The 24,828-nt window shown below is 62.4% G+C and carries 17 protein-coding genes; 5 read left to right on the top strand and 12 right to left on the bottom strand.

From position 1 onward, the window contains the following. Window positions 1-136: 136 nt before the first annotated feature. The 10 genes from VGM51_15740 to VGM51_15695 form a co-directional block, all read right to left on the bottom strand. Window positions 137-691 (bottom strand): GNAT family protein, encoded by a 555-nt coding sequence (locus VGM51_15740; GenBank protein HEY3414491.1) that lies wholly within the window; start codon window positions 689-691, stop codon window positions 137-139. Then, window positions 684-1,280 (bottom strand): sugar transferase, encoded by a 597-nt coding sequence (locus VGM51_15735; GenBank protein ID HEY3414490.1) that lies wholly within the window; start codon window positions 1,278-1,280, stop codon window positions 684-686. Before VGM51_15735 ends, VGM51_15740 begins: the two co-directional genes overlap by 8 nt. Beyond that, window positions 1,277-2,509 (bottom strand): glycosyltransferase family 4 protein, encoded by a 1,233-nt coding sequence (locus VGM51_15730; protein ID HEY3414489.1) that lies wholly within the window; start codon window positions 2,507-2,509, stop codon window positions 1,277-1,279. Before VGM51_15730 ends, VGM51_15735 begins: the two co-directional genes overlap by 4 nt. After that, window positions 2,506-3,084, bottom strand: a complete 579-nt coding sequence (locus VGM51_15725; GenBank protein HEY3414488.1) for a DapH/DapD/GlmU-related protein — start codon at window positions 3,082-3,084, stop codon at window positions 2,506-2,508. Before VGM51_15725 ends, VGM51_15730 begins: the two co-directional genes overlap by 4 nt. A 94-nt stretch (window positions 3,085-3,178) precedes the next feature. Next, window positions 3,179-4,285, bottom strand: coding sequence for a glycosyltransferase (locus VGM51_15720; GenBank protein ID HEY3414487.1), 1,107 nt, complete (start codon window positions 4,283-4,285; stop codon window positions 3,179-3,181). Then, window positions 4,282-5,205: a glycosyltransferase family 2 protein gene (locus tag VGM51_15715; protein ID HEY3414486.1), complete on the bottom strand. Its 924-nt coding sequence runs from the start codon at window positions 5,203-5,205 to the stop codon at window positions 4,282-4,284. The genes VGM51_15720 and VGM51_15715 overlap by 4 nt, the downstream gene beginning before the upstream one ends. Beyond that, entirely contained in the window at window positions 5,202-6,455 is a 1,254-nt protein-coding gene (locus VGM51_15710; protein HEY3414485.1) for an O-antigen ligase family protein, read from the bottom strand. The genes VGM51_15715 and VGM51_15710 overlap by 4 nt, the downstream gene beginning before the upstream one ends. Window positions 6,456-6,608: 153 nt before the next feature. Then, complete coding sequence (locus tag VGM51_15705) at window positions 6,609-8,198, bottom strand: lipopolysaccharide biosynthesis protein (protein ID HEY3414484.1); 1,590 nt, start codon at window positions 8,196-8,198, stop codon at window positions 6,609-6,611. Between the two features lie 252 nt (window positions 8,199-8,450). Further along, complete coding sequence (locus tag VGM51_15700; protein HEY3414483.1) at window positions 8,451-8,825, bottom strand: hypothetical protein; 375 nt, start codon at window positions 8,823-8,825, stop codon at window positions 8,451-8,453. A gap of 90 nt (window positions 8,826-8,915) precedes the next feature. Then, complete coding sequence (locus tag VGM51_15695; protein HEY3414482.1) at window positions 8,916-9,854, bottom strand: aldo/keto reductase; 939 nt, start codon at window positions 9,852-9,854, stop codon at window positions 8,916-8,918. 299 nt (window positions 9,855-10,153) lie between these two features. Between VGM51_15695 and VGM51_15690 the strand changes: the two genes are divergently transcribed. The 4 genes from VGM51_15690 to VGM51_15675 all read left to right on the top strand — a co-directional run bounded on the left by VGM51_15690 (window position 10,154) and on the right by VGM51_15675 (window position 15,644). Then, window positions 10,154-11,683 (top strand): hypothetical protein, encoded by a 1,530-nt coding sequence (locus VGM51_15690; protein ID HEY3414481.1) that lies wholly within the window; start codon window positions 10,154-10,156, stop codon window positions 11,681-11,683. A gap of 208 nt (window positions 11,684-11,891) precedes the next feature. Continuing rightward, window positions 11,892-12,614, top strand: a complete 723-nt coding sequence (locus tag VGM51_15685; GenBank protein HEY3414480.1) for an MBL fold metallo-hydrolase — start codon at window positions 11,892-11,894, stop codon at window positions 12,612-12,614. 66 nt (window positions 12,615-12,680) lie between these two features. Next, window positions 12,681-13,352 carry a dienelactone hydrolase family protein gene (locus tag VGM51_15680; protein HEY3414479.1) on the top strand — a complete coding sequence of 224 codons (672 nt, stop codon included), beginning with the start codon at window positions 12,681-12,683 and terminating at the stop codon, window positions 13,350-13,352. 201 nt (window positions 13,353-13,553) lie between these two features. Continuing rightward, the gene (locus VGM51_15675; GenBank protein HEY3414478.1) at window positions 13,554-15,644 is read left to right on the top strand and encodes a fibronectin type III domain-containing protein; all 2,091 of its coding nucleotides are present in this window, start codon (window positions 13,554-13,556) and stop codon (window positions 15,642-15,644) included. 82 nt (window positions 15,645-15,726) lie between these two features. Here the strand turns inward: VGM51_15675 and VGM51_15670 are convergent, their stop codons facing one another. Both VGM51_15670 and VGM51_15665 read right to left on the bottom strand, forming a co-directional pair. Then, window positions 15,727-19,656 carry an Ig-like domain-containing protein gene (locus tag VGM51_15670; protein ID HEY3414477.1) on the bottom strand — a complete coding sequence of 1,310 codons (3,930 nt, stop codon included), beginning with the start codon at window positions 19,654-19,656 and terminating at the stop codon, window positions 15,727-15,729. Between the two features lie 74 nt (window positions 19,657-19,730). Continuing rightward, window positions 19,731-21,740, bottom strand: coding sequence for a glycoside hydrolase family 97 protein (locus VGM51_15665; GenBank protein HEY3414476.1), 2,010 nt, complete (start codon window positions 21,738-21,740; stop codon window positions 19,731-19,733). 232 nt (window positions 21,741-21,972) lie between these two features. Here VGM51_15665 and VGM51_15660 point away from each other — a divergent pair, with 232 nt between their 5' ends. Beyond that, complete coding sequence (locus VGM51_15660; protein ID HEY3414475.1) at window positions 21,973-24,783, top strand: GH116 family glycosyl hydrolase; 2,811 nt, start codon at window positions 21,973-21,975, stop codon at window positions 24,781-24,783. Window positions 24,784-24,828 lie beyond the last annotated feature (45 nt).

Genomic DNA, 24,828 nt, shown 5'->3' with positions numbered 1-24,828 from the left:
AACGAGCGAATGTGTCACCGCCTCAGCAATGCAATGCTCGCGCGTCCGAAAATAGTCTTCAGACTGGGCGGCTTGTCCGCAGTCAGCTAGCAAGACTGGCTCAATCGCGCTGTGTACGATCATTCCCCATATCCCCCTACTCCCTCGTCCTTGCCCACTCATCTCTGAGTAGTCCGTAAACTGCGACGTCCAGAAGGCGGCCGTTGCGCTTGACGTGAGCACGGAGCAACCCCTCCTCACGAAATCCGATCTTCTCGTATAGCGACCGCGCGCCCGCGTTATCGGCCAAGACCGTGAGGCTGACCCGATGCGCTCCGAAGTCGTCAAACGCCATGCGGAGTGTGCCTTGCGTTGCAGCCAGCCCGATACCGCGGCCCCAACAGGCGTTATCGCCGATAAGGATGGCGAACTCCGGCGCAACATCGCCGCTAACGCCGTAAAGGGCCGTGAAGCCGATGGGATCTGATTCAGCCTGCGGTACAATTGCCCATTTGCGATCCGCCGAGGAATCGTCCATCGCGCGCTGAACCCAAGCTCGCGCATCCTCCACGGTGAATTGCTCCCGGCGCGCAACAAGCCGACTCACTGCCTCCTCGTTGTTGAACCAACGATGAACGTGGAAGCAGTCGGTCTCTACAAACGATCGCAAGACCGGCCGGGGCGATGCATCGTTTCCAGAGGCGTCAGACATGGGTTGAGACGTCGTCAATGCCATAGAGCAGTTTCCGGTCCGGCCGGACAGCCTTCGGTGTGAGAAACAGGACCTTGAGATCCAGCCACACGGACCAGTGGTCCACGTACCACACGTCCAGCTTGATCCGTTCATCCCAGGGTATGCTGTTGCGACCGTTCACCTGCGCCCAACCCGTGAGGCCGGGCCTCATCTCCAGCCGGCGGCGCTGGAAATCGGTGTAGCGCTCCACCTGGCCGGGGACCGTGGGGCGCGGGCCTACGAGGCTCATCTCACCGCGCAGCACGTTGATCAACTGGGGAAACTCATCGAGGCTGGTGTTGCGCAGCAGGTGGCCGACCCGCGTGATGCGGTCGTCATCCGGCACCACCTCCAGGCCCAGGCCCTTGTGCTCCGCGCCATCGCACATCGTGCGGAACTTGAACACGCGGAACGTCCTGCCGCCGCGCCCTACCCTGGACTGGCGGAAGAACACCGGGCCGCGCGAGGTGGCCTTGATGACGACGGCGATGACCGCGAACAGCGGTGCGCACAGGGCCAGCAGAAGCGCCGCGCAGACGCCGTCGACGATGGATTTGACGGGCCTCATACGCTTAATGCCTCTTCGGGACACGGCAGCCCCGCTGCGAGCCGAAGAACCGCGTCCAACTGCCCGACCAGTTTCGCCCGGTCGTATTGGTCTTCGGCCAGTTTCCGGGCGTTCAGGCCCATCTGCCGGCAACGTTCGGGATCATCACGAAAGGCGATGAGAGCATCCGCAAGGGTCGCCGGGTCGCTCGGGTCCACAGCAAGCCCGGCCCCGGACGACTGTAGCGCCTCCGCCTGCCACCCCCCATAGTTCACCAGCACCGGAAGCCCTGCCGCAAGAAAATCGAAGAATTTGTTGGCTGAGTTCGCCTCGAGCCCGGGGAGGCGAGCCACTGTTACGATTCCCGCGTCCGCCGCGCTGAGCAGATCCGGCATATCGCTCTTCCTGATCGATTCGTATATCTTCGCGGAATGAATGGACTCCCCAGCTATCCTGGATTCGAGATGCTGCTTCTCGACGCCATCGCCGATAATAGCAATCAGGATGTCGTTCCGCATCCGGCGGTCTAGAACCCTTGCCGCATCCAGGAGGTAGTCCAACCCGTTGATACGCCCCATCGCCCCCGGGTGCACACAAACGAACAGGTCCTGCCAGGTCCGCTCCGCCCTCACGTAATCCCGATGTGCCGCCCCACCGAAGGATTCCGTATCGCTGCAGTTGGAGATCACGTCCACGCGATCTGAGGGCACTCCCCAAGCAAGAACGCCCGCCTTCATTCCTGTCGACAATGCGACGACGCGATCCGCTGCCCGGTAAACACGCCGGGCCATCCGTCCCGCTGCCAGTCTCAGAACAGGGTTGCGGAGAGCGCCCATCACGATCGGTATCTCGGGCCATAAATCCCGCACTTCGAATACGAATTTGCACTTGTGGTGTGCGCTCACTACACGTCCCACTTCGCCAATTGTGAGCGGCGTTGAGGACGCGAAAACGACGTCGGGCCGTGGCAGCGAACACCCCCGGCGCACCGCCCACCGCATGAACCGCCGAAACGCCAAGAGGCGGGCGATGTAGGACATCCCCTGCCCATACCACACCGGCGATACGTGCATCCGAACTCCAAGCGCCTCCGCCGCCGCAACGTCTTCTTGAGCCATGCGGTCGTAGGTGCCGCAGAGCACAGTGACCTCATGGCCCATTCCGGCGAGGCGTGTAGCGTTCTCAAACGGCCGGGATCCGGAGTTGCCGGACGGGCCTGAGAAGTGCTGAACTATGTAGAGAATCTTCATGTGAGATCGCACTCTGCAGGTAAGTCGCCGTTCACAGCCATGCCGCCCTCCATACGCTTCTTGATGATCCTGCACGGATTTCCCACCGCGACACTCCACTCCGGAATATCCTTCGCAACTACCGAACCGGCCCCCACTATTGTCCCTCGTCCGATGCGTACGCCAGGCAAAATGATGACCCGCTGACCGATCCAGACGTCGTCTTCGACAATGACCGGCCGGTATTCCTCATAGCCCTGTTCGCATATGGGTATCGCGGTGTCCGAGAATTTGTGATTCCGGGTCAGGATGACAACCTCGGGCCCCATCATTACGAAATCGCCAATTGAGACATATGGCCCTATGTGTGCGCGGACACCGATGCCGGACTTTCTGCCGAGACGTACTCCCCTGCCCCTGCCATGAAATGACGCTCCATACTCGATGTTCGCACCCTCCCCGCAGTGTTCCAGAAATCCGCGGGCAACGAAACGCCGGAAGGATTGTCCAACGTTCGATGATCTGATTGGCAGGTTTGGGACATACTTTATGATCACGAAGAGGATATATGATAGTGTCCGGGTGATATGTTTCAACGAAATCACGTGATCTCCCTTGATCTAGAACACAAACCAGTGTCTGCTTTGGCGGGCGACGCGATGTAGGCGAAGTCGCATCGCATATACGCGCCTACTTGTCATGCCGGGCCTTGGCATGGCCCGCGAGAACCCGACCATAAACATCTTCCATAATCGTTACGCTGTCGCTCCACTCATACCTCTTCATCACCATTTTACGGCCAGCATCACCGAGGCGACGCCGCATGCCCTCATCGAGGACAAGCCGCTCGATAGCAGCGGAGGCATCAGCCGCGTCCTCGTTATTGACGATCAGCCCGGTCGAACCGTCCTCTACGACCTCGGGGAATCCTCCAACATCAGAAACGATCACAGGTACCGCACAGGAAGACGCCTCAAGGATTGCTACGCCGAAACTCTCCTGGCATCTGCTCAACGCGACATAGACGTCAATCTGCCCAAGGTGCTTAGGGACATCCTCGTTCGGAACGCGCCCAACGAATTCCGTGGAATCCACAATTGAGAGCTCCGCAGCCAATCCTTGCAGGGCAGTGCGCTCGCTGCCGCTGCCGACAATCTTCAGGCGGAGGTCGAGTTCCGGGCTTTTCCGAGCTATCGACGTTTTGGCTGAGGCGAATGCCTTTAACAAGATGTCGATGCCGTAAATGCTCTCCAGTTTCTTCACCGTGCCAACGGTAACCACCCGGCGGCTGGCTGCCCTCGGCGTGGGCGCAAATCGGTTCGTATCGATGCCGAATGGCGTGATGCTCAGGTTGGATATGCCGGGGCTGATCTCCAATGTCCGCCCCGCCATGGCGTTGCTTGTGGAGCATACCCAGTCCGCGGCGCGCAAGTTGGCTTTCAGCAGTCGCCGGTGCCACCGAGATCTGTCCGGAAACTCATAGACATCGCTGCCCCAGACCGAAAGCACGTATGGGTGAGCGCCGGACCACCTGCCCATGGTTCCGTAGCCGCTTGCGTAATGCGCGTGAACGACGTCGGGACGCAACAGGCGCGAGAGCGTTCGAACCCATGGCGTGTTTGCCCAGTAGCCCACCTGTGATCGTATCGGTAGGTTTATCACAGGGCACTGGTAGGACGACGCGTCTGCGTTATGGTCTAGTGTGGCAACGTGCACATTATGCCCACGTTGGGCCATCGCGTTAGCCCAATTCAGCGAGAACTGGGACTCAGCATTGACGAGGTAAAGGAGCTTCATTTGGCACCCAATACAGAATCGCGCCGGTTCACGCTGTCGCGGAACTGGGCCGGCAGACCACGCCGGACCGTGATCAATGTGTGCAGGTGCTCTCGTGCCCGTTCTGACGGCGCAAACGCGCAGACGAGACGAAGCTTAAAGACTCGGAGGATGACTTGCCAGTAGAGCAATTGGAACACCAAATCTCGCTCCAAATTGCCGGCATGCTTCTTGTAGAAGAGAATCCGGCTAGAGTACTGCTTCATGGTCACGTACGACGGGTTTGTCTTCTCACTCTGTCCTTTGATGTGCATCACCCGTGCTTTGCGGACGACGCGCACTTGATAGCCGGCTTCACGCGCCCGGACACAGAAATCGGAGTCCTCGCAACTGTGCATCTGCCCATCCAGAAGGCCGATGCTGTCAAATACAGATCGCCGGGCCACGAGGCACGCGCCGGACACCACCTGGACACGTTCGTCCGGGAAGTCTCTGCGCAAGAGACCCGTTAGCCGGAATGTATGAATGATCTCCAGGGCAAGGCTCGGTTTCCAGAGATTCACGTACACCTTACCATCCTGGTCAACCAATTCCGGCCCGCAGATTCCGCAGCCCGGGTGCTGGTCCATGTAGTCTACGATCGCCCGAAACGCGCCCGGATGGACTACTGTATCGGGATTTATGAGCATCACATACCGGCCCCCGGCTAGCCGGATCGCCTGGTTGTTCGCCCCGGGAAACCCTGCGTTGAAGTCGTTTGCGATGACATTGACCATAGGGAAATCACGCCTGATTACATCCAAAGTATCGTCGGAGGAATTGTTGTCCACAACAAAAACCTCCACACGGACTCCTACTCCGGTCTCAACAATGGAATGAAGGCAGGCGCCGATATCCGAGGACGAATTATAAGTGATAATAATGATAGAGAGGTCAATCATATTAGGGCCTTGGAAGATCGGAGACTCATGCCGATCGGTTTGCTAAGCGCCTGTCTTCCCATCAACAGGCCCAGCAAACACATAACCGAATACTCGAAACTACCGGCATAGACAGCATCGGAGAATAAGCTGATTAGGCAGAAGCAACTGACTGCCACAATCACGGTCTGGTCATCAGCATCGGGTCCTGTGCGCAAAGACCTGTGGCAGACACGAATCGCCGAAAACCACCAAAATAGGTAAGCCAACAAACCGAGAATGCCTGTCTCAGCAAGCACGCCGCTCAACACACTGTGCGTTCCTAGGCCGGCCTCCGCGGCGGAGGGTTCGGGTGCTAGACTAAACGGAATCTGGACGGCTCCGTCAATATCGCTTGGATCGAGGCGCGCAAAGGCGCCGCTCCCCACACCGGTCAGCGGGTGGCTGAGGAATATCCCCACAGCTCGGGCCCACAAGGACAACCTCACACTTGTGGTTCCAGATTCCGTATTCGTCAAGTTCTGCATTCTAGACGTCATACCGCCAGTTAACGAAGGGAGGTAGACAACAACTCCACCGATTACGACAGACAGAATAACCGCCATCGCGACGATTCGCCATCGCTTTACCCCTCGCATGGCCACCACACCCAAGGCAACGCTCAGAGCGGCTACGATTGCGGCGCTGCGAGTCTGCGACGCAGTGATTCCGCCGAGTAATGTCGAAAACACGGCAATCCGCCAGAGGGTCCATCTTCCCGCAAGCGACGAGAGCGCCACCACACAGATGAAGAGGCCCTCGAACCTGAGATTAGTTGTTGACAGAAAAATCCCGCGTTCGGCGAACTCCAGCCACAAGGCCATCCCCGATAGGCACTCGACAACGGTTCCGACTAACAGAATCCGAAGGAACAGGCGGCGGGCGAATGAGTCCCTCAGGCACTTTGAGCAGACGAAGACAATGAGTATACATTCAACGTATTTGAACACGCTGAAGGCCATTCCGATGGATGCTACATCCGAGGAAAGCACCGATATCACCCGGCTTAAGACTACCAGTAGCAGACCAAGGTACACCTTTGACTCTACGCGATTCACGGTAATGCCGTGCCTAAGAGTCATCGCAAGCGCACTGATCGCGACTGCCAGATCAAATAGCGTGATACCCCCGCCGCCCTCTATGCGGAGGACCAGATCACGGAGTGGACCCAGTGAATACGGTGGAGACACTAGGAGAGTAAGCGCCAAGAGGGCAGCAACGAGCGAGTCCATCCCAACAAGGCCAGTTTTGGAGCTTCGCCTAAGCAATTCGACACCGCAGAAGTGGGCAGCCAACACCAATTGGTGCGACGGCTGTACGGTAGGTGGACGCCGAGAGTCTATTCGGCCTCTCCTCCGAGCGTAACAAGTCCCCATTCGGCGGATTCATTGCTGACCACCAATTCCGCTGGGCGGACAAGGCGCACCAATAAAGCACTTAGCGCTTTCGCCGCTCGATCCCAAGATCCGAAACAATACCAGCGCCGCTCCGTAGAAGGCAAGTGCGGCAACGGTTCCCACCGTCAACTGGCCGAAGGCCGCCATCCGCGCTGACGGCATTGGCACCGCCCTCATCGAAGCGTAAGTGGTAAGGCCCACGGCGAACGCCACGCCCAGGCAGCGCAGCCCAATCGCGGTCGTCGCCCTCGGCAACTGCAGCACGCGATGCAATCGCCACAGGAAGAACGCCGTGCCGGATGCCAGCGCGGCGATGGTCGCCACCACGGTCCCCGTGGGGCCGATGAGAGCTGTGAGGGTCACGGTAAGAGCGATGTTGAGGGCCAGGTATACCGCCTGGTAGGCAGCTTCAATATCCACTCGGTTCACTCCCCGGCAGATCGCCGTGCCGGGGCCGGTGAGCATATGAAACGAAAAAGCGAAAACCAGACCGATAACAAGCGGAGTGGTGGCCGGATAATACCTGCCAAGCCAGGCAACCTCGATACGGGGGTGCAGGCCAACGATGAGCAGCGCAACGGCGCCGGTGGCGCTGGAAACGGCGATCACCGACCCGTGGAAGAGGCGCCGGATGCGGTCCCAGTCGCCGATCGCGCTCAACGCCGCCGCCGCCGGAACGGTGGGCCCATAGATGAAAGCGGAAAATTCCCGAACGATGCCCGCAAGTCTCACGGCGATGGCGTAAGTGGCCACCCATCGCGCGTCCGACAGGTACCCGAGAACGAGTTTGTCGGTCTGCTCGCCCAGCAGGGCCGCGGTTTGCGCCACAAACAACAGTCCGCCGTATCGATAGAGTTGCACCACATCGTCCCAGTGAGGCAGATGCGGTCGGGGCATACTGCCTCGATAAATAACGGCAACGGAGGCAAGCGTCGCCAGCGCCGCGAACGCCACGTTGGCGACCTGCCCGAGGCCCAGGCTCAAGATGCCGTGCCCCACAGACAGTGCCGCCACGGTGACCACCAGCCCCAGCGCTCCTCCGATGGCGTTCAGCACGGCAACCAGGCCGGTTCGGTGATCGGCGATGATGAGCGCGGCCACGGATGAGACGGCGGCGCGGCAGAAAGCGACAACTACCAGCAGCGTGATAAGCTGAGCTGCCTGGCGGGCGAAGGCATCCGGCACATGGAAGCGGCTGACCAGCGCTCCCGAGCCGTAGTACGCCGCCGAACCGACGACGAGCGCCATCACCCCATTGAGACAGAGGCCAAATGTGACGTAGCGTGCCGCGAGTGGTATATCGCCCTTGGCTTTCGCTTCACTCGCAAAACGGAGAATCGCGCCGCTTATCCCGACGTCGAAGACGGCAAGCCACGCGGTGAGGGCCAGCAGAATCTCCCAGACGCCGTAGGCCTGAAGGCCAAGCCGGGCGATGACAACCGGCGTGATGATGACGAAAGTGAGTATCGAGACTGCCCTGCTCGCCCCGATCACCATCGAGTTGCCAATCAGTTTCCGGCCAAACCCGGTGGGTATGCCGCTCTCAGGCTCGGTTGTGGCGGGTATATCAGCAGGCATCAGCATCCCGGGGTAAGGCCATCAGGGTTCCAGCGCGCGCGAGGCCGTGGCGCGGTTCCCGGCCGAGGGTCGGGGGGCTGCGCGCGGCGCACGGGCGAACAAAGGAGCAAAAGTCGTGCCAGCCCGCCTTCGCACGGCAGGCGCACGTGTCATTATGGTCTCCAACGCGGGCCGAACGGAAAGCCCCCGCTGCCGGCCCCCCTCAGGGGGCGGTAACGGGGGCTTTGTAAAACCCGGCGAGCGAATTCGTAACTACTGGGCGTGGCTGTTGCGAACGGTGAGGGCGCGCTGACTGGCGCGGCTCACGCGGTTGGCGCGGGCCCGGCTGTTGGCGCGGCTGTTCCGGACGGCCCGGGCGCGGCGGCTCGCGCGGCTATAGCGATACCTCGCGCGGTCGTGCCGCTGCTTAACCGCATCGTGATGCTTCTTCCAGGCGTAGGCCGCGCCGCCGGCGGCAACCACGCCCAGCCCGCGCGTGTCCTTATGCGAGAGCAGATAGGCCGCGGCGGCCGTGCTGCCGATCGCCAGGTTATGGGCGCCCTTTTCGTTCGCCCTCGCCAGCGCGGCGGGCGACAGAATACCGAACCCCATCAGAACAGCCAGAATTGTGGCAGTAAATCTCTTCATACGGTCCTCCTTCACAGTGTCATAGACGCCGCTCGCTATATCCTTGTTCCATGGTGATGCCTGGCGATCGCCATCAATCGCGGCCCGGCGTCACTGCAGAGCGGGCCACGGTTCGCCGCTGCGCTGTTGCGCGCTACGGAAGGCGGCCCGGATTTTCGCCACGGCCTCTTCGGGCAGCGGGCCGCGCGCGAGGGTCTCCACGTTTCGCCGCGCGTTGTCCGGGTTGGTGGTCCCAACGATGGCGGTGGCGATTCCGGGCTGAGCCAGCGTGAAGAGAAGCGCAACCTGGGTCCAGTCGGTAATCGAGGGGTCCAGCCCCAGTTCCTCCAGCGTCATGCCCATCGCGCCAAATCGCTCGTGATAGGCCTTCGCGTACGCCTGGTACATCCCGTCCAGGCTGTCCAACGGGCGCCACGCCGTATTTGCGACGGGCCGCTTGGCGATGACGCCGACGTGATGCTCGCGCGCCACGGCCAATGCCCGGTCGATATTGGACTGGTCGCAGATGTTGATCGACATTTCGACCACTGTCACTTCCGGCGAAGCCGCGGCGAATGCCGCGGCGTCGTTGTCGCCGGAGTATCCGGCGAATCGGATCTTCCCGGCATCGCGCGCCCCGATGAGAGCGCCCAGCGCCTCCCCCTTTTGAAGCACCTCCAGGGTACAGGAGTGAAGGAGCATCACATCGAGGTGGTCCGTTTTGAGCCGACGCAGCGCCCGATCCACCGTGGCTGAAATGACCGCGGGGGACCACGCCTCACCGGGAACGTCATCAAACGCCTGCCCGCATTTGCTGACCAGGACGTAATCCGCCCGCCGGTGGCCGACGGCTCTACCGATGGCCTCTTCCGAGCCGGCGTACGACGCCGCCGTGTCAATGACGTTCACCCCGGCGTCCAGAAGCTCGTTCAGCACAACGCTGATTCGCTGCTGGTCGGTCTCAAGGTACCCGATGGGAGCGCCCCCAAAGCCCAGGCCTGAGACCGATAAGCCTGTACGGCCGAATGCATGCTTTTCCATTTTGCTCATCCGCTGCTTCCTCGCGATTCAGATCGCGATTCTTGGATCCGTCTCGCCCATCGATACCGATGCTGGGCGCAATGCTGTGTCCTCCATGGAGTATGCCCCGGGAGTGTATGTGTCAACCCACGCATAGTGCGCGGGGCGGCGTAAGGCTAAAGCCCGGCCGCCATGAGGCCGACGAATAGAACAGGGAGTGTCGCATCGAGGCTGCAATCTCGCATCCGACAAACGGCTTCAGGTCGGCAATCTCTATCCTTCCCGGCGCAGCGGCGCCGGATCTCGACAGTCTCAGTTGGAGCGAACCAATGAACAGCGGATTTGCCAGGGGCATTCTCGTCATCGTCTGCAGCATCGGGGTATGCGGCTTTGCCGCTTCTGCCGCCGACACCGCATTGAACCCGGTGGACGCGGGCGGGTCACTCACCTCGGAAATGATCACCATCCCCGGCACTTTTCGCGGTGTGAACACTGTGCGGAGCTTGCTCGGGCAAGTCGCGGGTGATCTGAAATTCGTCGAACAGGATGGCAAGATCCTGGTGGTCGGCACGCCGGGAGACATCCGTCTGGCCCGCAAAGTCGTGGAGGCCGCCCAATCCGGCGACATCCGCGATGCGGTGACGGACAAGATGGCGGAGGTGATGTCGCTGGGTTACATCCGTCCCGAGGACGCGATGCGAACGCTGAGCCAGGTGCTTCCCGGCCTGGAGGTCAACTGGGCAACGCCGAATTCCGCGCTGACCGTCAGCAGCCCCGGCCCCTTCGCCTCAACCGACAAGAGCGTCACCCTCCTGACGGCGGATTCGGGTTCAGGCCAGGTCGTCGGGGTGGTTGAGCCGCAAGCCCCAGTGGCTCCGGAAGCGGTGACCAAGGCCGTGCGGCCTGCCGACGGCGCAAAAAGCCCCGCCCTCGCCAAGACGACGAACGCAACGGCGCAACCGTCAGCCATGACCGGAAACGCGCTGGTGCTGGTGGGAACCACACAACAACTGGATATAGCCCGAGCGCTGTTGAAGCAAATCGATACGCCGCCGGCGCAGGTGATCGTCGAGGCGCGGATGCTGGAATTGTCGCCGGAGTATTCCCAGCGGCTCGGTATCACCTGGGCGGATATCGGCGGAGTCGTGGCATCAACGACCATCAAAGAGGGCGAGGCTGAAACGGGCGTCCGATTCGGGCGCTTCACTCGCAGCCCGATGGAGATTCAGGCGACGATCAGCGCGCTGGTTCGGGATGGGCAGGCCCGCATCCTCGCCAATCCCAGCGTCTCTGTCGTCAATGAGCAAGAGGCGGTCATCTTCGTCGGCGATCAGCTGAAATACCTCGCGGCGCAGAGCCTGGATGAGCGCGGACGCCCGCTCTTCACCCTTGCCAACCAGGATGTAGGCGTCAACCTGGTCGTCAAACCTTCCATCAACCTGAGGGACAACACCGTGACGCTCAAGCTCGTACCCAGCGTCAGCACGTTTGTCCAATTCGTAGAGGCTCCGGGTGGCGGAGCGCTGCCGCAGGTTAGGACCCGCCTCGTCAATACCACAGTCCGGCTGCACGACGGGGAGTTGCTGGCCATTGGAGGCCTCATCAGCGACCAGGACATCGTCTCGATGCAGAAGGTCCCCTACCTGGCCGATCTGCCCGTCCTGGGCCAGTTCTTCCGCCATCGGCGCAAGGAGCACACGCGCACGGAACTGGCGATACTTATACGCCCGCGCATCGTCCGGGACAACGAAGCGCTGCCCACCTCCCCTTTCACCGAGAACCTCACCGTGGATTCGGTTCAACCCCTGGCCCGGACCGTCGCGCCGACAGCCCCCCTTCCCTCTCAGACCAAGCCCTGACGGACGACATCGTCGCGGCTCTGTGCGTTTCCATGCGTTGCGGGCTATCATTGCGTGCGACGCACCTCCGACCCGGCCATTTGGCACCACCAATCCACGACGGGGGGGGCCGCTGAAGGCAAACTCCGGATGGTCAGAATGAGGGCGGGTGCGCCTTCGCGATGCTCTCACACATGCCAGACGGGCTCAATCTTGAGAGGACGGTATTATGGGCGTAACCAACATGCAGACCGGAACGCGCATAGATGAGGTCGCTGAGGGGATTTACAGGATCAGCACCCCCTTCAGCGAAATCCCCGGCGGTTTCTCATTCAATCAGTATTTGCTCGTAGACGATCAGCCGCTGCTCTATCACACGGGGCCGAGGAAAATGCACGCGCTGGTCAAGGAAGCGATTTCCAGCGTCCTGGACGTCGCCAGCCTGCGCTTCATAGGGTTCTCGCATTGGGAGTCCGACGAGTGCGGCTCGCTCGCCGAGTTCCTCAGCCTCGCCCCAAATGCTGTGCCGTTGTGCAGTCGGGTCAACGCAATGATCAACGGCGACTGGTTCGACAGAACGGGTCGCGTCTTGGCCGATGGCGAAACGCTCTCACTCGGCAGTCATCGCGTCCGCTGGTTTGACACGCCGCATCTGCCCCACGCCTGGGAGTGTGGACACCTGATGGAGGAAACCACAGGCACTCTTTTCTGCGGCGATTTGTTCACCCAGGGCGGCGCTGAACTACCTCCTGTGACATCCGCGGACATCCTCGAGTCGTGTGAGGCCTTCCGAAAGCGGATGGACTACTTCTCGCACGCGAAAGACGTCCGTTCGTTGATTGCCCCGTTGGCGGCCGCGCAGCCAACGATGCTCGCATGCATGCACGGCAGCGCCTGGAAGGGTGACGGCAGCCGGCTGCTTACCGCGCTCGCCGAATCGTTGGACGCCTGAGTTCCCAGCCTTTGCGGCGGCACGTTTGCCCGCTCCGAGATGGGCCTGCAGAGTGGAGGAATGTCTGTGAGTTACCAGCCTGGAAAGAAGACCACCGCCGGCTACCTGGCACTGCCGCCATCAGGCGCCGGGCCGGGCATCCTGCTGCTACACGCCTGGTGGGGGCTAAACGAGTTCTTCGTGGAGTTGTGTGACCGTTTTGCAGCGGAAGGCTATGTCGCGCTTGCTCCGGACCTGTTCGATGGAGCCGTCGCTGCCACCGTGGAGGAAGCCACGGCGCTGAGAGATGAGGCTGAAGAGAGGAATTACGAGGCGACGCACGAGAAGGGGCTGCGGGCATTGGACTCTCTGTGCCAGCATCCCGGAGTCCAGGGGGACAGTGTCGGAGTTCTGGGCTGTTCCCTGGGAGTCTGGTGGGCATTGCAGCTTTCCGTGTTGCGGCCCGAACAGGTCGCGGCGGCCGTCCTTTTCTACGGGGTCGCCGAGGCGGATTACACCTTGTCCCGCTGCGCATACCTGGGTCACTTCGCCGAAAACGATGTCTTCGATTCCCTGGACGACGCGCGCGCGATGGTGGCGGCAATGCGCGCCGCCGGCAGAGACATCACCTTCTTTGAGTACCCAGGCGCCGGGCACTGGTTTTTCGAGTCGAATCGACCGGAGGACTACGATGCTGAATCCGCCCGTCTCGCCTGGGATCGGACGGTTTCGTTCCTGAATGGCCATCTGCGTCCGTAGCGATGGCCGACGCTCTGCCTCCGGCCGGTTCCTGCCGCGTCCACCCCTTCTTTGGCTGTCCCCGCCGGATTCGCTCAGGTTCAATTCCCGTCCATATATAGGACCGGGAAGAGGCGACCGAAATATCATCGTGGCGCACCCGCTCACCTCGTGGTGACGTTTCACCGAATTCAGTCCAGATAAACCCAAGGGGGAAGATGCATGAGACTCTTCAACTGCTTTGGCGCCGCGGTGGCGGCCGCACTGCTCGCCGGCACGACCGCGGCCCATGCCGACACTTTGGTGCTTAAGGACGGCACCACCCTAGAAAACTGCTTCGTCCGTGACGAAGGGGTTCGGTTACTGGTCTGGGAGAAGATGGCGGACGTCGGCACTCCCAGGTTCAGAATCATACCGCGCAGTCAGGTGGCGGTCGATCCCATAAAGGTCGAACGCGACGCTTCCTGGGATGCACACCCGGACCTTCCCGACCTTACGGTCGCGTTCGTCGAAATAACCCCGAAGCTCCCCGGGCTCCACTGGATGATTCAGTACGATGAACTGGGCACGCCGACCATCAAGGGCCCGGGCAAGACGCTCACCGACCTTGGCGACGAGGGCAACCGGATGCACCCGGAACAGGTCGTCGCAAGGATGAAGCTCAAATATGAGCCGGGCGAGGAACTCACGCTCACCGCCAATATCCGAAACGTCGGTTTCAAGACCGCGAAACCCTTCGAATACATTTGGCTCATTGACGGCAAGCAAATCGGCAAGGGAAAGGTCACCACCAGCCTGAAAGAGCTTGAGTGGACGAAAGTCTCCACCAGGTACAAGTGGCAGGAAGGCATGCACACAGCATCCTTCAAGATCACCACCACTCAACCCGAGATCGCGGTCATCAACAACGAAATCACGGACTCGCTCTGGGCATGGGGCATCACCTACGTCCTCAACCCGAAGCGCACCAAGCACGACCTCCGCACGGCATACGGCACTTTCTGTTTCGAGGATTACTACCGCTGGCACCTCGACATCACGAACGTCCTGTTTGCCGCGACCGTGTTCCCGACCTCGCCGGACGGCGTCAAGGCCCGCGTCCGGCTCGACCGCATCATCTACACCGATAACCCGAACGGCGACAACAACGTGAAGGTCTCCACCGGACCGGACGGATTCGGTGAACTCCAGGCCATGTGGACATGGACCGATTCTCCCGAGGAAATCGCCCACAATTGGCCCACTGGCCGCGAAATACGCGATAGCACGGAATGGTCTTTGCCACACGAACTCGCGCACCAGCTCGGAATCCCGGACTGGTATGCCCAGGACAACGGCGGGTCGCCGGAATTCGTATGGGCCGATAACGGCGAGCCGGTCCGCCACCTCATGAACCACCCGAACACGATGCAGCACAACCATGGGCCGGTCCCCTGGAACGAAGTGGACGCCATGTACTGGAACACGTCATGGGATAAGCCGAGAGGTTATTACGCGGACTACCTGTTCGCCATCCCCGACGAGAACTTCCTCAGCATCGTTGATGTGAACGGGCTCCCCGTCGAAGGGGCGAAGGTCGAGGTTTTCCAGCGCGGGATCACCGTCGATCCGAACGGCAAGACCGTGGTGGATCACGGGGTAACGCCTAATCCCGCCAATGAGGTCACCGAAGACTCCGTTAATCCGTCGAAGTATCCCGTCATGGTCACTACGACCGGCAAGGACGGGATCATGAGGATGCCGAACCGCCCCGTCCGGGAGGTCTTTACTCTGAACGGTTTCCACAGAAAGCCCAACCCGTTCGGCAACATAGACTGCGTCGGCACGCGCGGCCAGCTTCTCGTCAGAGTCACGAAGTCCGACATCCCGTGCTACTACTGGCTGGACGCATTCAACTTCAATGAGGCCTGGGTCAGGGGCTACAAGGACAAGAACACGATCGTCCTGAAGACGCCGTATCGCTCGACCGGCTCTCCGGTGCCTCCCGGCAATGTCCAGGCTGCGAAAGTGGATGCAGACCACGTCCGGATCACCTGGGCCCCGCCTATCAAGTTCCACGAACAGCAGTATGTGGACAAGGTCATCGGCTACAAGGTGTTCCGTCGTGTTGGGCCTATGGGGTTGAACGACCGGCCGTGGTTTGAAGTCGGCACGTTCAACGCGGATGCCAGAGAGTGCGTTATCGATCTGAAACAGCGGCCGATGGACAACGACGGCTACTCCGATACGGAAAGGTATGCCGTGGCGTCGCTCGGCGAGCTTACAATGGCCAGCGAGTTGATACAGGCGCCGATGGAACCGTTCAAGAAATAGGCACGCGGTTGCGGCCGGCGCCATAGCTCCGGCCGCGGCGATTCGCCTCCTGCCGCCATTTGTCGGTCTCTGCCGCCGGGGTCTATGGGTTCGCGTCCAGGCCGGCGACCTTCCGGGCGATGCTGACAGCCGTTTCGAGGGTGACCGGCGCGCCAAGTCTCGCCGCATCGCGCGGACCGCCCAGTTCGATCCCTCCCGCCAGCCCCAGCGCGCGAATGGCATCCGCGACCGTGTACGGTGGCTGACTCACGTTGAAGGCAGTGCTGTCCGCCCCGCCAAGGCCTGCCGACGCGGCATCGAGAACGTACCCGGCGCCGGCCAGGTCAACACTCAGGTCGGTGAATGCGGCCGTTCCGTTGACCACAGCCACCGACGCCGTGCCGGTGAGCGCGGCGCCCGCGCTGCCGGCGCCGGTCTTCAGGGACACGGTCACGGACCCGCTGTACCCTGGAACTGTAACTCCACCGGCGTCCTGCACCGCCACGACAGGCTGAGGGTTCAGCGGCGCGCCGGCGACCGCCCCACCCGGCGCGGTGAGGAATACCAGGCGAGAGGCGACGCGCGCCACTGTGACAGTGACCGTGGATCTCGCCGATTTCGGGTCCGGCAGCGTGCCGGTGATTCCGTTGTCGGTAACGGTGATCCGGAACGAGTCGGTCCCCGCGAAATGAAGGGGGGGCGTATAGGTGATCGTGGCATCGCCGTTCAGCACCGCGGAGCCGCCGCCGGTGGTAACGGAATCGACCGCCGTCACGAAGAGGGACTGGCCGCTCTCGTTTGGCGGTCCGGGCGCATCATTCGCCGTCAGGGAGGCCGACGCGATAATCAGCGGCGTGTCCTCTAACGCGGACACCGAGTCATTTACCAACACCGGCGGCTCATTGACCGGTGTGACCGAGATCGTCACCGTGGCGGTTGCGTTCCCACCGTGGCCGTCGTCGATCGTGTAGGTGAAGGCATCCGATCCGGTGTAGTCGGGCGCCGGGGCGTAAATAACGGAAAGGGCATCCGCCGACACCGTCGCGACGCCATGGGAGGGTGTGCCGACAGCGCTGATAGTGAGGGCGTCGCCGTCCGGGTCCGTATCATTCGCGGTGGGATGGAGCGTAGCCACGGTATCTTCCGCGACCGTAAAGCTGTCCGCGACCGCGGTCGGTGGAGAGTTGACGACCGTCGCAGAGGCCGACGCGGTAATCCCGTTCGTGTGGCCGTCGTTGGGCGTAACCTCGATGGTGATGGTATCGCCGCGGTCGCCGTTACCGCTCACCCCGAGGTCCAGGGTGTCGGTGAGAGCGGAAACACCGGCGGTCGTTTTCACGACCGTGCCGTTTCGTTTCCACACGTAGGTGAGTGTCACCGGATCTCCATCGGCGTCCACCGGGGTCGCGGTGGCGGTCAGCACGTCGGCGGTCCTCGGTGCGGCGTTATCCAGCGAAACAGTCACCACGGGTGCGGTGTTCGTCAACGTCACACTCACCGTGGCGGGGGCGCTGTCCAATGTCCCGTCAGAGGCTTTGACTGTGAATGTGATCACGCCGACCTGGTCGCCGAGCGGCGTGTAATGCACCGTCGCGCCCGAGATGATCGCGGTCCCACTCGCCGGCGGCGTCACGACGGAATAGACGAGCGCATCCCCGTCCGCGTCGGACCCGCTGAGGGCGATGTCCACGCCGGCAGTGCTGCGGTGCGGCACCGTGCCGGAGACCGGCAAAACTACGGGAGCCGTGTCCACGACGGTGACCGAAGCCGAGACCGTGGCGCCGCTTGCCTGCCCGTCGAACGGCGTGACCTGCACGGTGATGACGTCGCCACGATCGCCGTTGCCGGCAACGGAGAGGTCCAGCGTGTCGAACAGGCTGGAGGTGCCGGTGGTTGTCTTCACCGTATTGCCGTTGCGCTTCCATATATAGGAAAGGGTCACGGCGTCGCCGTTCGGGTCTGTGGCTGTCGCGTTGGCGGTGAGGATATCGGTGGTGCGCGGCGCCAACGGGACGAGCGCCACGGTGGCGGTGGGCGGGAGATTGCCACTTCTCGCGGTGATCGTGAGGATACCGGTTGCGCTCACCATCGACTGTCCGTCCGGGTTGGTCACTGCCACAAGCCGCGCGCCGGAGACCGCGCCGGGATCTACTGTGAGATTGAGGGCTATCTGCGTAGGGCTGATGTAGGTGACATTGTTCACCGTGACGCCTGTGCCGCTGACGGCCGCCGCCAGGCGCTTCGCGAAGCCGGGGCCGGGATCAAAGAAACCGGAGCCCCCGACCTGCGCGCCTGTGACGGTAACGTTCACTCCCGAAGCGCCCGCGGCCAAAGTGGCGGGGCTGCATGAGACCGGGGTGGCCGGCTTTGGAGCAAGCAGCTTGATTGCGCGAACTCCATAGGAATTCGTCGCGTCGCAGAACTCCTGTATCGTCCACATCGTCATGTCATCATCCGGGTCCAGGCTCGTAAATGAATAGTCGCCCCATCGCCGGCCGCTCGCGCCGCCTGTGTCATAGGTCGGGTTATAGCCGGTTGTGCTGTTCGTGTAGAGAACAGGTGTTTGCATCGTGCCGAGCGGGTCACTTGCCAGTCGTCCCGTAAACGCTGCGTTGATATGCTCCTGGGATCCCGCGACGCTGCACCCCAGTGCAACGTGTCCCTGGCCTGACACCATCACCGTGCCCATCCAATAGCTGCGCTGGTCCGTCGTGTTGGCGGCCGATGGCTGGAACACGATTCCAGACTGCACGAGGCTGAACGTTGAGCCGGTGGCGACGCCCTGGAGTTCGTACCAGCGCACTCCGTCGCGGGTGGCCGTAGTGGCAGTTGTTCCGTTGTTATCCACTCCGGTATTCAGAGCCGTCCAGAGGCGCCCATTGCGCAGGTGTGCTGCGAGGAGGCGGTGGTCGAGGCCGTCCAGGTAGCCGTTGGTGCCACCGGTGTTGTCCAGGTGCGGAACGGTAATGGGTGCGGTGTTTGCGGGCGTGGAAAGTGCGATATTGCCGGAAATGGTCGGCGCGCCGCCGGGATTTGACACACGCAGAAGGATGAGGTTCCCATAGGACCGGCTGTTGGCCGCGATGAAATAGCCTTCCGTGGCAGCCGGGTCATAGTTATCAACGCCCTGCGGTGTATACGGGCCACCGCTATTTCCCTTTGGTATCAGGCCCCGAAATGCCGTCACGTGGATAGGCCCGGCGCCGAGCATGGAGCTCTTCCTCACCACGAAAGCGGTCGTGTTGACAAATGTGCGCTGGCTGAACATGTTGACGCCGATGTAGAGGGCATTGGCGTCGATGCCCAGCGTCGGGTAATCGGCGAACAGCCCGGTATCGCCCGTCGGGGACACCTGATCCTGCTGGAAATAGAAGAACGACCACACGGTCCCCGCAGCGAGGACCGCTGTGCTGCTTACCGCAAGGAGCACCCGGTTCGGCCCGGCTCCGGTGCCCCCCGGCACATCGATGATAGTGACAAACCACCGGCCGCTCAGACGGTCATAGCGGACCCGCGGATCACTGGTGAACGTGCTCGTCTGGGTGGACTTCACAGAAGCGAAGAAAACATCCATATCCGCATTCAAAACGCCATCTGCCAGGCCGGTCGTCTTGTCGAACGTCCGAATCCGGCCGTTGCAGGCAACCGTGAATTGCGATGGCCCGACCGCGCCCATGGTGTCCGGCGGGAAGGACCGCGTGTCCGCGAGCGTTGCGCCGGTGAAGCTCAGGCTTCCCGTCTGCGCGGCCTTGGGCGTGACCCCATAGTTAACAGGGGTATTCCCTGCGGGCGGCCACTGAACCGAGTCGATGGAATCGGCGGGCCGGATCGGGAGCTCGGTCTCCGGCATGCGACCGATCGGAAGCATGCGCCGCATTGCGCTCGTCGCGGCGCCTCGCCCCTGGGACCGGGCCATGATCTGCGCCGTCGTCTCCATCACGGCCCCTCCGGTCGCGGGCGTGGCCTGCGACCTTAGGGGGACCAGCGCGAGGACCGCGGCGGCGGCAAGCGCCAGTATATGAAATTGCCTCATGGCGTTCGGTTCTCCTTGTGAACGTGCCCGAATGCGACTATGCAGCGCCGCCGGGGTCGCGGGCCCGGTTTGTTTCATCGTTTGGGGGTGAAGCGGATGACCTGTCCGCCCGCAGGCGCCATCGCGACCTGCAAAATGTCCGCGGACGTGACGCTCCGCTTGCGGTAAAGCAGGCTGGTGGGCTGGTTCGGGCGAATTACATCATCCGACCAGATCTCCGCCGTGTACCTACCGGTCCCGAGAAAGCGGAGCGGTACGTTCAGTACCGTGGCTTCACTGCCTCCCATGGCGCCCACGTACCACTGCCTCCCGCTGCGGCGGGCCATCGTGATGTACTTTCCGATCTCTCCGTTCAGCGTCCTTGTCTGGTCCCATGTCGTCGGGATGGCTGTCAGCAGGTCCAGGCCGGGCTGACCGCGGTAGGCGTCCGGAGAGTCGGCCATCATCGGAAGCCCGCCGTCGTAGACGACGTAGCGCGCAAGCTGCCTCGCGCGCGTCCCAATGGTCACCGGCGCAACGTTGCGCGGCTTGAACTGCGCCTCGGTGACGTTCCGGAAAGACCCGGAGTGGAAATCGACCGGACCGGCGAGCATACGAGTGAACGGTATGGTCAACTCATGTTCGGGCCGGACACCGACCGGGTCCCACTTGTTGTATTCCAGGTTCCAGGAAGACTCCACGGTCAGCAGGTTCGGGTAGGTGCGGCTCAGGCCGGTCGGTTTCGAAATGTTGTGAAGCGTCACCGTGAGGTGGTGCTTCGCTGCGAGGGCGACGAGGTCGTGGATGAAATTGACCGTTTCCTGGTCGTCCCGCTCCACGAAATCGACCATCACACCTTCGATGCCCCATTTTTCGTACAGCGGGAACGCCGTCTTCATATGCGCACGGGGGGCGCCGGAGTGCATCCACAGCCTCAGGCGCACTCCCTTCTGGCGGGCATACGCGATCACGCCCTGAAGATCCAGACCGGGAAGGCTTTCCGTGATGCCCTGCCCCACGTAGGGCACAATCGTGCCGCCGTACCATGCGATGTTGTCCAGTCCGTCCAGCGAATGATACGGAATCCCGTGGGCCGCGCAGAAGTCGATGTAGTACTTCATCGTCTCCGTATTCAGGCCGCCCTTGAACGGTTGCCCTTCCACGTCGTATCCGTTCCACCACGGGAATGTCGTCTTGCCCGGGTGAATCCACGACGTGTCCGCCAACGCGCACGGCGGACTCAGAATGCTCACCAGGTTTGATTCGACCAGCCGCGCAGGCTCCTTCGCAATCATCAACACGCGCCACGGCGTGAGGTGCGGGAGCCGCGTCCTGACCTTTATGCCGGGTGCGTCCAAACGCGGCGAAAGCCGGCTGACGAGCACTCCTGGCGATGCGGTTCCGCCCAGGTACAGCCCTGCGTAATCGTCCAGGTCGGCCTCCGTGATGGCGAGGCAAGTATTGTCGGCGTATCTCAGGGTCAACGGCAGCGCCAGGAGCGCCCCGTCCGGGATCGCTTCCACAGGGCGAGCCTGGTAGTGGAATTCGTACGGCGTTGTGTACGATGGAACAGGCAAAGTGTAGGCCGTCGGATTCCCGCTGATGGCGAACGTGGTCTGCTCGTCGGTAACGACCAGGTCCGCCAGCCCGACCTGACTCGGGACGCGGTATCGGAAGGCCACGCCGTCGTCGCATGCCCGGACGATAAGCTCGAAGCGGCGATGAGGCGGGCCCTGCTCCGAAAGCGAGATGACGGCTTCCTCACAGTGATCACGCACGCGGGCGTTCTTCCCGGCGACAAGGCTGAAACTACCGTCTATAGAGCGGCGCGTGACGCGCGTCACTTTGAGGTGGGAGCGCATCGGGCCGGAAGGCGCGAGGTCGATGCCCAGGCCGCCCGCGTGGACCAACTCCCTGTTCCGGTAGTCGACGCTGTAGGCGGGTGCGGACGGTTCCCCGGGCCGGTCGAGGAGTGAGAACACCGCCCGGATCCTGCCATCCGGCGACCTGATCTCGACGGCGCCTGTCGGCAATTGGCGAGCGGCCTGTGCTGCGCCACCGATGGCGCAGCACAGACCCAGTATCACGATTCCGGTCAAATGCACAAACGGCTCCTCGTTAAGCGGCATCCGGTTCAGGGTGAAATTGCACGTCGCGCCGGTACATTCGGGGCGATGCTTAAGTATACACCAGCACGACGGTCTACCGCGACATCGCCACCGCAGGGCGCGGCCGCCGACGACGGTTGCTTCGGCGCGCTCCACGGCACGATAATCCTTGAAACGGACCGGGGTGAGGGCGATCCCCTGTCCAGATCCGGTGGAGGTAGCACGAACGATGGGCTCACACGACGCGGGAGCGATGACTCGCCGCAAGTTTCTCCATTCCGCAGCGGCATCCGCGGCCGTCACAGCAGTGGGAGTCACCTCCTCGGCCAATCCGGCAGGGGCAGCACCCGCGGAAAGCCGACGCACCAGCGCATCGACCGCGTCCACCGCGAGCGCTTCGCCTCCCATCCACGCGGCAACAGACCACGTGAGCGGCATCCCGCTGGGCGGTCTCGGTACGGGTTCGATCGAGATCCGGCCGGATGGCTACTTCCACGACTGGCTTATCTTCAACCAGGGCCAATGGGCGCCGCACCAGCCGGACCATGAACGCAACGCCGGTCCCGATATGCCGCTCTCCGCCCTCGCCTTCTTCCTCCGCACACGCCAGGGACAGTCCGAGCCACAGCTCCGCCGCCTCGGGCTGAACAGCGACGAAAACGATCTCTACGCGGCTGGCTGGGCCAAGAACGTGCAGGGCATCGTCTACACCGGCGAATTCCCCGTCGCCACTCTGGATTACCTGGACGACAGCCTGCCCGTCGCCATTACCGGCGCTTTCTTCTCGCCATTCTTCCCGCACGACGCCCGCGTCAGCGGCACACCCGGCTTCCACGCGGTCTTTACCGTGAGGAATACAACCAACCGGCGGGTGGAAGTTTCGCTGATGGGTCATCTTAAGGACCCGCTCGCGTGGGGCGCCTCCGACCGCCGACTCGAGAACAGCATCACTCAGACGGGCGGGACAACCTGCCTGACTATGCGCACCAAGGCCGAAATGGACCGGAAGGCGACGCTCGGCAGCCTCGGCCTGTCCGTTACCGGCGGGAAATCCAGCTGGATACTCGGCGAATTCGCAGACTACCTGTCCAGCACCACCCGCGTTAATGGCCGTTTCGGCCTCTCGGCGATCACGTACCTGCGGGCGTTCCGCGAGGCTGGCCGCCTGCCCAGCCTTCCCGGAGCCGCCTCCCCCGCCCGCCTTCTGATGCTGTCGGATGACGAGATCGGTGCGCTTTCCCACACGGAAAAGGCGGAGCTGTGGGCGAAGCTGACGCAGTTCGCCGTCTTCGACGACCTTCGCCGACTGGCGCAACGGGTGGACCCAAGCCTGATCACCACGGATAAAGGGCTGGCCTCCGTGCTCTCAGAAGCCCGATCGTACCTTAACGACTTGGCGGGAGATGATCGCAGCCGTCAGGACTGGGGTGACGCCGCCCTCTGCTCCACGCTGACTCTGGCGCCCGGCGAGGAGAGGGAGATTCGCTTCACCTTGGGATGGCACTTCCCGCATCACTTCAGCGCGAATGGGCCGGAGATGGGGCACAAATATGAGGAGTGGTTCCAGGATGCCGAGGATGTGAACCGATTTCTGGCGAGCCATTTCGACGACCACCGGCGGAAGACGGCAGCCTTCTCCGCGGCGCTGCACGATACGACGCTCGGCTCGGAAATGGCGACGGCCTGGTCCAGCCAATTGAGCACGCTTTCGAAATGTACGTGGTGGACCCGGGACGGCAAGTTCGCGGTCTGGGAGGGGCTGGGCTGTTGCGGATTCCAGACAATGGATATCACCTACCAGGGCTCGTTCAACATCATCGCCCTCTTCCCCGAGCTTCAGCAGGGGCAGATGTTGATGGGAGCGGAGTTCCAGCGGCAGGACGGCCGCGTGGCCCATTTCTTCACGCCTGATTTCTTCCACGTGGACAACGGTTTCGACCGCGTGGACATGAACCCCCAGTTCGTCATGCTGGCGGCCCGCGACTACCTCTGGACCGGCGACAAGGGATACCTCCGCGCCCTCTGGCCCCACATTCAGCGGGCCATGGCCAGCACGGCGCTCCTCGACGGCGACGGCGACGGCCTCCCGGACCGCGATACGCGCCGCAACACCTATGACGGCTGGGACTTTTCCGGAACCCCGGCTTATATCGCCAGCCTCTGGCTCGGCGCCCTGCGCGCGGCGGTGCATATCGCGACGGAGCTTGGGGAGAAAGACCAGGCCAGCCTCTACGCGGCGATCCTCGCAAAGGCGGTTCCGGCATTCGACAAGAGATTGTGGAACGGCGAATACTACAGCCTGCTCGTCGATACAAACCGCCGCGACGATGCCTGCATGTCGGATCAACTGAGCGGCGAATGGTTCACGAACCTCGCCGGCCTCGGCCACGGCCTGCCCAGGGAACGCGTGATCGCCGCCCTCGAAGCTATCGCGAAGCACAATTACTCGCCCGAAATGGGTTTGCAGAACGCCTCCTACCCAGCCGATCGGCAGGCCCATTTCCCGGCGCTCGGAAACGTGAACACCACAGCGAACTGGACCGGCATCGAATACGCCGTCGCCTCGATGATGATCGACTTCGGGTTGGTCGAAGCCGGGATGAACGTCGTTCACAGCGTGCACGATCGATACCAGCGCGCCGGCCGCGTATGGAACCACATCGAGTGCGGCGACCACTACTACCGCGCGATGTCCAGTTGGGCGCTCCTCCTGGCGGCGACCGGTTTCAAGGTGGACGCGCCCAAAGCCACACTCACCATCGCCCCGACGGTCCGCCAGAAACTGCTGCGCGCGCCATGGTTTGCTTCCACGGCTTGGGGGAGCATGGCCATCGGGCCACGCCGCTTCGAGCTGCGCTGCGCCTCCGGTGAGATAACGCTCAAAGCCTTGCGCCTCTCGCCGGGCGCCTCACCATGGAAGCCGAAACTGAACGGCAGGTCCATCGCCGCGGAGGTTCGCTCCGCGGACGGCCTCGCGGTGATCGAGTTTACCGAACCGCTGCGCCTCGCCGCCCGAGACGCCATTACGGCCTCCGCGTAACATCGCGTCAGGTGACTGGGTCGCTTCGGAAGAACTCGAGACGAG

The organism is Armatimonadota bacterium (genome assembly GCA_036504095.1).
GTDB lineage: Bacteria > Armatimonadota > DTGP01 > JAKQQT01 > JAKQQT01 > DASXUL01.
Note: the sequence above shows the minus strand (reverse complement) of the source record. Positions and strands in the feature narration are given on the sequence as shown.